General features: G+C 49.6%; 13 protein-coding genes. 7 read left to right on the top strand and 6 right to left on the bottom strand.

What is annotated here, in order from left to right:
- The first annotated feature begins 936 nt into the window (after window positions 1-936).
- Window positions 937-1,485, top strand: coding sequence for a DUF2971 domain-containing protein (locus BMI79_RS03130; RefSeq protein WP_125828698.1), 549 nt, complete (start codon window positions 937-939; stop codon window positions 1,483-1,485).
- A 69-nt stretch (window positions 1,486-1,554) separates the two neighbouring features.
- The gene (locus tag BMI79_RS03125) at window positions 1,555-2,352 is read left to right on the top strand and encodes a DUF6933 domain-containing protein (protein ID WP_076940353.1); all 798 of its coding nucleotides are present in this window, start codon (window positions 1,555-1,557) and stop codon (window positions 2,350-2,352) included.
- Between the two features lies 1 nt (window position 2,353).
- Here the strand turns inward: BMI79_RS03125 and BMI79_RS03120 are convergent, their stop codons facing one another.
- Window positions 2,354-3,529: a tyrosine-type recombinase/integrase gene (locus BMI79_RS03120; RefSeq protein WP_076940352.1), complete on the bottom strand. Its 1,176-nt coding sequence runs from the start codon at window positions 3,527-3,529 to the stop codon at window positions 2,354-2,356.
- 214 nt (window positions 3,530-3,743) lie between these two features.
- Complete coding sequence (gene ychF / locus BMI79_RS03115; protein WP_076940351.1) at window positions 3,744-4,835, bottom strand: redox-regulated ATPase YchF; 1,092 nt, start codon at window positions 4,833-4,835, stop codon at window positions 3,744-3,746.
- 828 nt (window positions 4,836-5,663) lie between these two features.
- On the opposite strand from ychF, the gene BMI79_RS23455 reads away from it, so the two are divergent.
- A complete protein-coding gene (locus BMI79_RS23455) occupies window positions 5,664-5,942 on the top strand; it encodes a hypothetical protein (RefSeq protein ID WP_125828697.1) in 279 nt (92 codons plus the stop codon).
- On the opposite strand, the gene pth is transcribed toward BMI79_RS23455, so the two are convergent.
- Window positions 5,926-6,516 (bottom strand): aminoacyl-tRNA hydrolase, encoded by a 591-nt coding sequence (pth, locus tag BMI79_RS03110; protein ID WP_076940350.1) that lies wholly within the window; start codon window positions 6,514-6,516, stop codon window positions 5,926-5,928. The genes BMI79_RS23455 and pth overlap by 17 nt on opposite strands.
- A 302-nt stretch (window positions 6,517-6,818) precedes the next feature.
- On the opposite strand from pth, the gene ychH reads away from it, so the two are divergent.
- Window positions 6,819-7,097 carry a stress-induced protein YchH gene (ychH, locus tag BMI79_RS03105; protein ID WP_076940349.1) on the top strand — a complete coding sequence of 93 codons (279 nt, stop codon included), beginning with the start codon at window positions 6,819-6,821 and terminating at the stop codon, window positions 7,095-7,097.
- 170 nt (window positions 7,098-7,267) lie between these two features.
- Here ychH and prs read toward each other — a convergent pair whose 3' ends face one another.
- The 3 genes from prs to lolB form a co-directional block, all read right to left on the bottom strand.
- A complete protein-coding gene (gene prs / locus BMI79_RS03100) occupies window positions 7,268-8,215 on the bottom strand; it encodes a ribose-phosphate diphosphokinase (RefSeq protein ID WP_095996084.1) in 948 nt (315 codons plus the stop codon).
- 173 nt (window positions 8,216-8,388) lie between these two features.
- A complete protein-coding gene (gene ispE / locus BMI79_RS03095; RefSeq protein ID WP_076940347.1) occupies window positions 8,389-9,255 on the bottom strand; it encodes a 4-(cytidine 5'-diphospho)-2-C-methyl-D-erythritol kinase in 867 nt (288 codons plus the stop codon).
- Window positions 9,252-9,875, bottom strand: a complete 624-nt coding sequence (gene lolB, locus BMI79_RS03090) for a lipoprotein insertase outer membrane protein LolB (RefSeq protein WP_076940346.1) — start codon at window positions 9,873-9,875, stop codon at window positions 9,252-9,254. Before lolB ends, ispE begins: the two co-directional genes overlap by 4 nt.
- Before the next feature lie 234 nt (window positions 9,876-10,109).
- Between lolB and hemA the strand changes: the two genes are divergently transcribed.
- From hemA to prmC, 3 genes are read left to right on the top strand one after another with little or no spacing between them, the layout of a single operon-like run.
- Window positions 10,110-11,366, top strand: a complete 1,257-nt coding sequence (hemA, locus tag BMI79_RS03085; RefSeq protein WP_076940345.1) for a glutamyl-tRNA reductase — start codon at window positions 10,110-10,112, stop codon at window positions 11,364-11,366.
- A 37-nt stretch (window positions 11,367-11,403) separates the two neighbouring features.
- Window positions 11,404-12,489 carry a peptide chain release factor 1 gene (prfA, locus tag BMI79_RS03080; RefSeq protein WP_076940344.1) on the top strand — a complete coding sequence of 362 codons (1,086 nt, stop codon included), beginning with the start codon at window positions 11,404-11,406 and terminating at the stop codon, window positions 12,487-12,489.
- Window positions 12,489-13,322: a peptide chain release factor N(5)-glutamine methyltransferase gene (gene prmC / locus BMI79_RS03075; protein ID WP_076940343.1), complete on the top strand. Its 834-nt coding sequence runs from the start codon at window positions 12,489-12,491 to the stop codon at window positions 13,320-13,322. The genes prfA and prmC overlap by 1 nt, the downstream gene beginning before the upstream one ends.
- The last annotated feature ends 1 nt before the right edge of the window (window position 13,323 follow it).

The following is a 13,323-nucleotide window of genomic DNA, read 5'->3' as shown; positions in this document are numbered from 1 at the left end:
AAAGCTTGGGAGCATTGGTCAAGCTGTCCCCATATGAAAGATAAACGCCAATCCTGCCTTTCGCTGATATTATCGAAACCATTGAAGCAACTATGATTCAATACTTTAAGCCGCCCCCCTTAAATGTAGAACGCCTCAATTTTCCACATGATTCCCCAGCATTATCCAAAAAAATAAAAAGAATTGGCACTTGCAAAATCTTTGAAATATTTTTTGACCGCGTAGAGCCCTAACCCCTTCAGGTAATCCCATTCCCGAGACAGTTTTTCTTGGCGTTCCTGCTCTTGTTTTGCAGCGCTCGGTTTCCGATTTGGTAGTGGCATTGTTTAGTCGGGTTGCAAGTCAACGTTGTGAGCAAAGGTTATGCTACCGTATGCCCACTCGTCTTCGATCGTTTTGCGCCACTGGTAAAGGACTGAAACAGTAATGCGGTCGCTAAAAGATAGGGCTGCATGATTCGGTCATCTACGTAGAAAAACTGTTCTTCCTTCTCTTCCGTCTCAGCCCGCTTTTTTGCCGCTTTCGCCTTGCGGTGATCTGCGAGAGCCTTTTCATATCCTCGGAATTTTAAGGCAACAAACGGCCCATAATCCTCAAGTCGAAGAATCCTCAAAGCACCAGCTTGCCCATCATAAAAACACTATTACAAAGATACATGAGCTTGCCTAAATTCATGTATCTTCTTCAAGAAAGTAAGCTCTTTTTGCCAAAAATGTCAAACTTTGAAGATGACTTAGAGGGGGGGTAACAGCACATGATTTCTTTACTAATTCTAATTTCTCTAGGATACTGGATTCTGCATTAAATGGAGTGTGGCCTAGATGTAATGAGACACGAGAAGAAGCAAGGCAACGGTCAATTGAGAATGAAAAGATAAAGCAAGCTATTAGCAATAGGACATTTGAAACTCCTTTTGGTTTTCATAAATGCGATAACATGGAAGAAATATTTCCATACTGTCGAGAATGGATTTACGTTAATTGCTGGCATAAATCACCTCATGAATGCTCTGCAATGTGGTCATTATATGGTGAGGGAAAAAATGCAGTTTGTATATTTACAACCGAAGATAAGCTTGAGAGTCAAGTTCAAAAGAATCAGGATATCGACAAACTAATTGTAAAGCCGGTTACATACATAAACCACGAGAATGCTCAGTTTGACTCAGACCCTTTAACTCCATTTACGGCAAAATCACTGCCATTTACCTTTGAAAAAGAAGTGCGCTTGATAGCATATCATTCGCAAAAAAACATAGAGTCTAAAGTTAAAAATGATAAACCAGGAGTTGCTCTTTCAATTAATTCATTGTCTCAATTCATAGATAAATTGGTAGTCTCGCCAAATTCTTATTCTTGGTTTATTGACTCAGTTAAAAAACTCTGTTTAGAGAGGGATCTGAATGTCGAGGTCAGGAAGTCAAGTCTATGCAAAAAAAGATTTACTGATATTTTTGATGTGCTCGAAAATTTGAATTTTACCTAGAAATATTTATGGATTGAGGATATTAATATCGTAGAAATATTCATTGATAACATTGAAGGGCTTTGATAAATGATTACCATTAACTGTTCTTTGGCGGCTGCAGCACATCTGTGTAAGGGGTTCAAGAAAGGCAGTAACGAGGGATTCTTTGAACCTGCTACAACGCAGACTCTGGCTGAAACAAAGGCAGAACTGGAAAAAGTGAACAAGTCTTGTTTTCAGTGGGTGGTGCATGCAATAAAACTTGGGCGCTCAACCTGCCTGATTGCTGTGGAGTTTGAGACTCGCTATTGCCATGTGATCCACCAGGTCAAAAAAGGCGATATGCAAGACTTCTTCAGTCGGTTGCAAGAACGCCTGATGAACGGCTTGGAATGGCAAGGTCAAGACTATTCACTGTTTGACTCGGTGCAGATGGAACAAGGGATCGAACGCTATTTCTCCCTGCACAAAGATATCCGGTTCTACCAACGCACTGATAGAAGCGTCATGAGCCATGTCAGCCAGATCGCCGCTGAATACAGCGATGTCTATCATAATACTGGATACTTCCCGCCCGATGAGGAAACGGCGTTAGAGTTTGATCTCAAGCTCAATCAGACTTGGCGAAACCGTAAAGGTGAGAAGTACGATTTACATGCCAATGAGAAAATGATCCAACACTGGGTGACTGAATATCTACGTTTTGCCCCTCAAAAGGTCACTGATGCAATGGCACAAGTGAGAGCCGTACAACAGGAACAGTTGAGTATGCGTCTAGCGGCCATGGCAGCAACTCGTCAACAGCTAGAGAGTGCCAATATCGTTGATGCTGATAGCCACGATAATGTGATTGAGTTTAGCCGCTATCAGCAGAAGAAAAAGTGATTCAGGTAGTTTCCAGTGTCCACTCATCAAGCGTATTGGCCCAATCCTGCATCATAACTTTCCGCTCATCAAGGTAGGTCGCATGGTTATACGTGCGTCGAACATTATTTGTATCGGCATGCGCGAGCTGTGCTTCTATAGCGTCAGGCCTATAGCCCATTTCGTTTAATCTGGTACTACCAGTAGTTCGTGTCGCATGTGGACTATAAGTTCCGCTCCAGCCAAGACTTTTGAGAAGTTGACGCAGCGAGTGTGATGTCATTGGGCCGCGTGGGTTATCCCGGCCAGGAAAGAGATGCTGCCGATGACCTGTTAAACCATAAAGCGTTCTGAGCATTTTGACAGCTTGAGAGGGAAGGGGCATAACATGCTCTCGCCGGCCTTTCATTCGAGTTGCCGGTATGGTCCATAGTGCTTTTTCTAGGTCGAATTCAGACCACTCTGCTTCTGTAACTTCTGCGGGGCGCGCCAGCGTCCACCACATCAACCACATGCAATAGTTAACCTGGTATGTGCCACGGCTGTTATCGAAGTTGCTTAATAGCTTCCCGATTTGCTGCTGATTTAATGCCTGCTTATGCTGAGTTTTATTTGCTGGAATTGCTTTGCGTACAGGCCAGACGGGATCGCTATCTGCTCTTAGAGTAGCTACAGCCAACTCAAAAACAGATGAGATGGTACGTCTGGCTTCAGCGGCGACGGTAGGTGCCCCGCGTTTCGCTGTTTCTTGTAGTATTTTCAAAATGTGATGGGGTGTGATTTCCCTAACAGGGAGCCGACCAATTGACGGGAATACTACGCGCTCAAGCATATCAAGGCGGCGTATTTTGGTGATTTCCGCCCAGTCCTTCATCTGCAACCACTCTTTGGCGATGAGCTCAAAAGTGTTGGATGCATCGTTAACCTTGCGGATTTTGTCTAACTGCCTTGCTTGCGCAGGGTTGATTCCTTCCATAACCTGTTTGCGTGCCAGTTCACATTTTTCTCGCGCTTCGCCAAGTTTCACCGTTGGATATTCACCCAGCGCAAACATGCTGGATTTGCCGCTAAGTTTGAACCGATAACGCCATGCTTTCTTGCCGTTGGGTTTAACTTCGAGGTACAGGCCGTTGAAGTCGTTGAGTCGATATAGTTTTTCTTTCGGTTTAGCAGTGCGGCATTGTACATCAGTGAGCATAACGTATCCTTGTACATTTCTTATACCGTTATTGTACTCACCTAAAGCGGAGATGGGAACTGATTGTACTCACCTACGTACTCATTTTTTACTGCGCTTTCATGAAATCACGTGAGACTATATAAAAACAAAAATCCACGCAATTGCGTGGATTTTATAAGGTTTATTGGCCTTTATGACTCGTTATGAGATGCTATGCGACGAGCAAAATCATTTAGACGTTGAACAGGAAGTTCATTACATCACCGTCTTTAACGATGTAGTCTTTACCTTCTGAGCGCATTTTCCCAGCCTCTTTGGCACCTTGTTCACCCTTGTAGGTGATAAAGTCTTCAAAAGAGATCGTCTGAGCGCGGATAAAGCCTTTCTCGAAATCGGTGTGGATCTTACCTGCCGCCTGCGGTGCCGTTGCGCCAACGGGGATGGTCCAGGCGCGTACTTCTTTCACGCCCGCGGTGAAGTAGGTTTGCAGATTCAGTAATTCGTAGCCTGCGCGGATCACACGGTTCAAGCCCGGTTCTTCCAGCCCCAGCTCGGCCATAAATTCGGCACGGTCTTCATCGTCCAATTCGGCAATATCGGATTCCACCGCCGCACAAACCGCTACCACGACCGAACCTTCTGCGGCCGCGATCTCACGCACTTTATCCAGGTATGGGTTATTCTCGAAACCGTCCTCATTGACGTTAGCAATGTACATAGTGGGTTTCAGCGTCAGGAAGCTCAGGTAGCGGATAGCGGCTTTATCTTCAGCAGTCAGATCCAGCGCGCGCAGCATGCCAGCGTTTTCCAACTGCGGCAGGCACTTCTCCAAGGCTGCCAGTTCGGCTTTGGCATCTTTATCGCCGCCTTTGGCTTTCTTCTGCACACGATGAATTGCGCGTTCACAAGTATCAAGGTCAGAGAGTGCAAGTTCAGTATTGATCACCTCAATATCGTCGGCAGGATCAACTTTGTTATTCACGTGGATGATGTTGTCATTTTCGAAACAGCGCACGACGTGGCCGATAGCTTCGGTTTCACGGATATTGGTGAGGAACTGGTTACCGAGGCCTTCGCCTTTAGAGGCTCCTTTTACCAGACCCGCAATGTCAACGAACTCCATGGTGGTTGGCAGAATGCGTTGGGGTTTGACGATTTCAGCCAGCTTATCCAGACGCGGATCAGGCATCGGCACCACACCCGTGTTAGGCTCAATGGTACAGAACGGGAAGTTGGCTGCTTCAATACCCGCTTTGGTCAACGCATTGAACAGTGTAGACTTGCCAACGTTGGGCAGACCGACGATACCGCATTTGAATCCCATGTTTATGTCACCTTAAATATCTTAACTATCAACAGGTTAATTAAATCCTGCTGCATAAATGGCAAAATTATCCCACTATTATACACGTAATGAGCAGTTATCTCGATCTGACAGTTCTCTAGTGTACTACTCAAGTGATACGTTCCGGGATTCTGCCGTGTTTGTAACCAGCAATAAGGATCTCGATAAAATTTATGCCATTGTGAATATTTTTGTTTCATTCTAAATGAATGTTTTAATTCGGGATTTCATGTCATCATTCCTAGTATGCTGCGTTAATATCAATCAAGGCCCATTTACGCAGTATATTCTGTAATCAAAAGCCTAAAAGTAACCTAGCGGTTTTTTTGCTAAGTCGTAATTAATTGTAACTATAAATAATTATCTGTCAGAATTGGCTCTATTTTATTTTTATAAAAGAAGAAGATGATTTTTGGTGCGATGATAAATTAAACAGTTGTTACAGGAAACTATGCCAAACATTCACGATGGAAGGAGAGGCCTTTACCGACAGCTACCTACAAAGCTATTCATTGACTGAATGACGCAGAGACTGAGGTTGTATCTCGATTTTATTGAGACTTATCCTGTATGAAAATTATTTGAAATTAATTTCACACCCAATTAGCTTATAGTTTAAGCATTGATAAGTGATTGTCTGGCTTAGATTGAGATATTTCTCAACTTAACTAGAGATTTCTTAACTAGGTTTGATTAGGTTAGTTAATGATTATAAATTTAAGCGCTAGTATTGTTGATATAATTTTTTTCGGATAATATTCACCGATTATTTTTGATATATTTATATCCTAGGGAGCAACATATTCCATGAATGGAATCTATGCATTTTTGGCACCGATACTCTTATTGCTTTCGGTGGTATCGTTTATTATCCATTTTCGCAACGAACGCAAAAAAACCTTGATTGAGCGCCCTTTTCATGGTGCAAAGCAGGAGGCGAGAGAGGTTTCTATCGCTGTTACAGCACAAAACAATGGGCAGGCAGCCGCTCAGCCATGCTGTCCTCATAAGTTTTGCCGTTTTTGTCCAGTGGCCAAGCGAGTGAAAAAGACACCGCTTGGCACAACTATCAGTGATTTGCCTTAAAGGCATGCAAGCGATTCATCGCTTTTGTCATGCCTTCTTGCAACAAAATCTCCGTACATCGCAATGACTCATCGATAGCATCATCAATCAGCGTTTGTTCTGTAGCAGGCGGTTTGCCGAGCACGAATCCTACGACTCTGTTTTTGTCGCCGGGATGGCCTATGCCAATGCGTAGGCGATAAAAGTTCGGCGTATTGCCCAGTTTGCTTTGAATATCCTTCAGGCCATTATGACCGCCGTTGCTGCCACCCAATTTGAGTTTTGCCACCCCTGGCGGCAGATCCAGTTCATCGTGGGCGACCAGAATCTCCTCCGGTTGGATACGATAAAAAGTAGCAATGGCGGCAACGGCTTTTCCGCTAAGGTTCATAAAGGTGGTGGGGACCAGCAGACGGACGTCGTTTCCCGCCAAATTCAGACGAGCGGTATAGCCAAAGAACTTGCTCTCTTCTTTTAACGGTTGGTTGTGGCGCTGAGCCAGTAAATCTACATACCAGGCACCAGCATTGTGTCGCGTCTGGGCATATTCTGCGCCCGGGTTCGCCAGGCCAACAATCAGTTTGATACTGCTCACGGGGAATTCACTATGGTCGATATAATGGAAAGGACAATAGTTTACCTGTCTGCGTATGTAATGACAAAAATCCTGGCCATCTAGTGGGTGTTATTAGGTTGAAAATGAATAATACATTAGAGAAATAATTCAATTTGTTAGCTAATTTTTAGCGTGGCGTTAAGATTTGTCAGTGTTTATTTGCCATTTGTGACCATTGGCGCAATACCCTTTCTCTAAGCATGCCTATACTTAACTTATCGAAGCGGGTTAACCGTTTGTGTGTTATCCCAAGTGAGTAGATAACGCGGTGGAGGTGGCATATGAAACGTAAAAACGCTGGCTTAATGGGCAACGTTTTAATGGGATTGGGGATGGTAGTGATGGTTGTAGGGGTCGGATACTCCATTCTGGCTGAAGTGTCACAACTCAATCTGCCACAGTTCTTTGCTCATGGTGCGGTTATGAGTATTTTCATCGGTGCGCTTCTATGGCTGGCTGGAGCGCGTATTGGCGGGCGTGAAGAGGTTGCCGATCGTTATTGGTGGGTAAAACATTTCGATAAACGCTGTAAGAACAACGAGCATCGCTCATCACATTGATCAAACTTATTAAAGAAAACAAGCAGCAAGCATAAAGGAGAGCGAACGCTCATGTTGCATAACAAGTAAAAAACCCGTTGTTGCCGATCGCTTCAACGGGTTTTTTGTTTTCTACCATGCTTAACAGTGGATGTGGCGCAGTAGTTAAGTTAACTGCGCCAGATCGCAGATTAATGCTCGAACATGGCAGAGATTGACTCTTCGTTACTGATGCGGCGGATGGCTTCAGCCAGCATGCCGGACAGTGTCAGAGTACGTACGTTTTTCAGCGCTTTGATTTCTGCTGACAACGGAATGGTGTCGCAGACGATCACTTCATCAATCACCGAGTGCTTGATGTTTTCCACGGCATTACCAGAGAAGATAGGGTGCGTTGCGTAGGCAAATACGCGTTTGGCACCGCGTTCTTTCAACGCTTCAGCCGCTTTACACAAAGTACCACCGGTATCAATCATATCGTCTACCAGCACACAGTCACGGCCTGCCACATCACCGATGATATGCATCACTTGAGAAACGTTTGCGCGTGGGCGACGTTTATCAATGATAGCCATATCGGTATCGTTCAGCAGTTTGGCTATGGCACGGGCGCGCACAACACCACCGATATCAGGGGAAACCACAATCGGGTTCACCAGATTCTGTTGCAACATATCTTCCAGCAGGATCGGGCTACCGAATACGTTATCTACCGGAACATCGAAGAAGCCTTGGATCTGTTCAGCATGCAGATCCACTGTCAGTACGCGGTCAACCCCTACACTGGAGAGGAAATCAGCAACAACTTTGGCCGTGATTGGCACGCGCGCAGAACGCACACGGCGATCCTGGCGAGCATAACCGAAGTAAGGGATAACAGCAGTAATACGACCTGCGGAGGCGCGACGCAGGGCATCGACCATAACAACCAGTTCCATCAGGTTGTCGTTAGTCGGTGCACAGGTGGACTGGATGATGAAAATATCACCGCCGCGTACGTTTTCGTTGATTTGCACGCTCACTTCGCCGTCGCTAAAACGACCTACAGCGGCGTCACCAAGGCTGGTGTACAAACGGTTGGCAATACGTTGTGCTAGTTCCGGGGTGGCGTTACCAGCAAAAAGCTTCATATCAGGCACGAGAAGAACCTCAGGCTTGCGTCCAGAGAAGATATTGTCATACGGCCTTCACCAAGGGGCAGTTGGCGACGCCGACGCAATAACCATACGGGTATGTAAAACTAAATTGAACCGCAGGCAGCGCAGAGATGGCAGGGTTTAGTGTGAATAACTCTGCACAGCGAAACGTTGAGCTACGACTCAGACTGCCCTGAACGGATGCGATGTAGTGGCGAGACGTTAACGCCACGCGCTACAAATCCACGCACCCAGGCCGGGGCTTTATTTAACACCTGAAGGGCGGCGGGCTCGGAGTCGAATTCTGCAAACACACAAGCACCTGTGCCGGTCAGGCGTGACGGCGCGTATTGTAACAGCCATGAAAGAAGCTGTTCAACCTCGCGAAAACGTTTTCTTGCAATCGGTTCACAATCATTGGCGTAAGGAGCCTGCAACAGAGCATTCAGCGGGCGAACCGGGGTATTTCGTTTTAATTCTGGGTCAGCAAAAATAACCGGTGTGGGGATGCTGACGCCAGGGTGCGCGACCAAATACCACTTTTCTGCCGGATCGGCCGGTTGCAGCTGATCGCCGATGCCTTCAGCAAAGGCCGCATGCCCGCGTACAAACACCGGAACGTCGGCCCCGAGAGCCAGCCCCAACGCCGCCAGTTGCTCGTCGCTTAAGCCGCATTGCCACAGCTCGTTCAGCGCGATCAGCACCGTGGCGGCGTTGGATGAACCGCCGCCCAGCCCGCCGCCCATCGGCAGGCGCTTCTCAATACGGATATCTGCACCGCGCGGCGGGGTGTCGATCGCGTGAGCCGTGCAGTAGTGTTGCAGCAGGCGGGCCGCACGCACGATCAGGTTCTGCTCGTCCGGCACGCCAGCGATCGGCGTCAGCAAATGGATGCTGTCGTCCTGACGCGGTTCAATGGTCAAGGTGTCGCCGTAGTCCAGGAACTGGAACAGGGTTTGCAACTGGTGGTAGCCGTCAGCGCGACGGCCAGTGATATAGAGGAACAGATTTAGCTTTGCGGGAGAGGGCCACTGACGAATCATTTAAGCGTCCAATTATCCATTTTCAGCTTGATGCGTTGATCGCCTTGCTGCAGTTCGAGACGGCTTGGCAACGGCGGTTGCTGGTCGGTATTGTAATCCTGGTAAGTGACCACCCAGGTGAGATCGCCCTGCGGATAAGTCAGCTTGCTCAGGCGATACCGATCGTCGAGGGTGAAATCGGTGGCTTCTCCCGGCAGGCCCAGCATCCATTGGCGCAGGTTGTTCAGCGGAATAGCCATCCCGGTCAGCTTACGGATCATCTCTTCCGCGTCGTTGCTGACGTAGCGTTTACCCTGGCTATCGCTCAGTTGCACCACTTCCTTCTGCACATTGAGTTCCAGTTCGGTGCTGCCCAGTGGGTTGGTCAACAACAGGCGGTAGCGATCGGGCGAATATTGTTGCCAGAAGAAGCGGGCATAAACCTTTTTCTGATCGGACAGATAGGCGAAAGCGCCGCGGGTCTGATACTGGCTGAGCTGCTGCACGGCCTGTTCATGGGCACGCCACTGCGGGGAAGTCGGACTGGTTGCTGGGCCGCTGGGCTTGGTGAGGGTACAGGCGGTCAGCAGCAGGCTGGCCAATGGGAGCAGGCGAAGCAAATTAACGTTGCGGATAGGCATAACTTTTTATTGTCCTTTTGTCCTTACGGGCACGTGCGGCGAAACCTTTGACTTGCTGCCAACGCTAACGGGGGAGCCCCCCGGCGCCGATAATGTTACTCAACATCGTGCCTCAAGGAAATAACTATACCAGCGATTGGGGGGAAGATGCGGTTGTTACTTTTATTGGTGTCGCGCATCAAGTAGAATGCCAGACAACGAGAACCCGTACCAATAGAAGTATTACTCGAAGCAATGACCCTGCTTGCGTTAGGTATTAATCACAAAACCGCACCGGTTTCTCTGCGAGAAAGGGTAACCTTCTCCCCAGAGTCGATCGAACAAGCGCTAAACAGCCTGCTCCAACAACCGTTGGTGCAGGGCGGTGTTGTGTTGTCTACCTGTAACCGCACCGAGCTGTATCTCAGCGTGGAACAACAGGAACATTTGCGCGAACAGTTGGTTAACTGGTTATGTGATTATCATCATCTGCGCCCGGAAGACGTTGCCAAAAGCCTGTATTGGCATCAGGGTAATGACGCGGTCAGCCATCTGATGCGCGTTGCCAGCGGGCTGGATTCGCTGGTGCTGGGTGAACCGCAAATCCTGGGGCAGGTCAAAAAAGCCTTTGCCGAATCACAACGCGGCCAGTCTCTGTCTGGTGAACTTGAACGCCTGTTCCAAAAAACCTTCTCCGTTGCCAAACGCGTCCGTACCGAAACCGACATCGGTGCCAGTGCCGTTTCTGTGGCCTTTGCCGCCTGCACCCTGGCGCGCCAGATCTTCGAATCCTTGGCTGAACTGAACGTGTTGCTGGTGGGTGCAGGGGAAACCATCGAACTGGTGGCGCGTCATCTGCGCGAACATCAGGTCAAACACATGATGATCGCCAACCGCACCCGTGAACGCGCTCAGTTACTGGCCCAGGAAGTGGGCGCGGAAGTGATCACGCTGCCGGAGATTGACGAACGCCTGGCCGATGCGGACATCATTATCAGCTCTACCGCCAGCCCGCTGCCGATCATTGGCAAGGGGATGGTGGAGCGTGCGCTGAAAGCGCGCCGCAACCAGCCGATGTTGCTGGTGGATATCGCAGTACCTCGTGATATCGAACCGGAAGTCGGCAAGCTGGCGAACGCCTATCTGTACAGCGTGGACGATCTGCACGCCATCATTCAGAACAACCTGGCGCAGCGTCAGGCTGCCGCCGTGCAGGCTGAATCGATCGTTCAGCAGGAAAGTATCAACTTTATGGCCTGGTTGCGCTCGCAGGGCGCGACAGAAACCATTCGTGATTACCGCTCACAGGCCGAGCAGATCCGCATGGAAATGGAATCAAAAGCGCTGGCTGCCATTGCGCAGGGTGCTAATGTGGAGCAGGTTATTCAGGAACTGGCTCACAAACTGACCAATCGTCTTATTCATGCCCCTACCAAATCCCTCCAACAGGCCGCCAGCGACGGCGACATGGAGCGGTTGCAAATTTTACGCGACAGCCTCGGGCTGGATTAGTTTAGTTCTCTCTTATTAACAGGGTTTAAAACCACGCATGAAGCCTTCTATTGTTGCCAAACTGGAAGCGTTACAAGAGCGCCATGAGGAAGTACAGGCGTTGCTCGGCGATGCCGGGGTTATTGCCGATCAGGATCGGTTTCGCGCCTTGTCGCGCGAATACGCACAGTTGACCGATGTCAGCCGCTGTTTTTTAGAATGGCGTCAGGTGCAGGAGGATATCGCGACGGCAGAAATGATGCTGGACGATGCTGAAATGCGCGAAATGGCTCAGGAAGAGCTGAAACAGGCCAAAGCGGTGACGGAAGAGCTGGAGCAGCAGTTGCAGGTATTGCTGTTGCCGAAAGATCCCGACGATGAGCGTGGCTGCTTCCTGGAAGTCCGTGCCGGTACCGGTGGCGACGAAGCGGCGATTTTCGCGGGCGATCTGTTCCGTATGTACAGCCGTTATGCGGAAATGCGCCGCTGGCGTGTGGAGATCATGAGTGCCAACGAAGGTGAGCACGGTGGCTATAAAGAAGTGATCGCCAAAGTTTCCGGTGACGGGGTTTACGGCCAGTTGAAGTTTGAGTCGGGTGGGCATCGCGTGCAACGCGTGCCGGAAACCGAGTCGCAAGGGCGCATTCATACCTCTGCCTGCACTGTGGCGGTGATGCCAGAAATACCAGAGGCCGAACTGCCAGAGATTAACCCCAGCGAGCTGCGTATCGATACCTTCCGTTCATCCGGTGCCGGTGGCCAGCACGTTAATACCACCGATTCGGCGATCCGCATTACTCACTTGCCGACCGGTATTGTGGTGGAGTGTCAGGACGAACGTTCACAGCATAAGAACAAAGCCAAGGCGATGTCGGTGCTTGGGGCGCGCATTCGTGCTGCCGAAGTGGCGAAGCGCCAGCAGGCAGAAGCCTCGACGCGCCGCAACCTGCTGGGCACTGGCGATCGTTCCGATCGCAACCGCACCTACAATTTCCCACAGGGGCGTGTGACCGATCACCGCATCAACCTGACGCTTTACCGCCTGGATGAAGTGATGGAAGGCAAATTAGATATGCTGATTCAGCCGATCGTGCAGGAGTATCAGGCCGATCAGCTGGCGGCACTGTCGGCAGAACCTGAGTAATGGACTATCAAACCTGGCTGAAAACCGCGGTTGCGCGCTTGGCAGAGAGTGAAAGCGCCAGGCGTGATGCGGAAATCCTGTTGGGTTTTGTTACCGGCCGTGCTCGCACGTTTTTGATGGCGTTTGGCGAAACCCTGCTGACGCCACCGCAAACCGAGCAATTAGCCACGCTGCTGGCCCGCCGTGAACGCGGTGAACCGGTCGCATATCTGGTTGGGGAACGGGAGTTCTGGTCGCTGCCGCTCTCGGTTTCGCCTGCAACCCTGATCCCACGGCCAGACACCGAATGCCTGGTGGAACTGGCTCTGCAGCGTTTGCCCGCTGAACCCTGTGCGATCCTCGATCTCGGCACCGGTACGGGGGCGATCGCGTTGGCGTTGGCCAGCGAACGCCCAGACTGCCAGATAACCGGGGTGGATTTGCAGCCTGATGCCGTCGCGTTGGCGCGGCATAATGCGCAAAAACTGGCGATAAATAATGCTGATTTCAGGCAGGGCAGTTGGTTTGCGCCAGTTGCCGGGCGGCAGTTTGCGCTCATCGCCAGTAACCCACCCTATATTGACGCCGCCGATCCCCATCTGGCGCAGGGTGATGTGCGATTTGAACCGAGTAGCGCGCTGGTTGCCGCTCAGCACGGGCTGGCCGATTTGGCGGCGATCGTGCAGCAGGCACCTGAGCACTTACAGCCACAGGGCTGGCTCTTGCTGGAACATGGCTGGCAGCAGGGGGAAAGCGTGCGTGCGTTGTTAAAGGAAGCTGGATTTATGGCTATTGAAACCTGCCGCGATTATGGCGGTAACGATCGTGTGACTTTGGGCCAAAAAACACAATAAT

The organism is Serratia oryzae (assembly GCF_001976145.1).
GTDB lineage: Bacteria > Pseudomonadota > Gammaproteobacteria > Enterobacterales > Enterobacteriaceae > Chania > Chania oryzae.
This window is presented reverse-complemented; position numbering and strand designations above follow the sequence as displayed.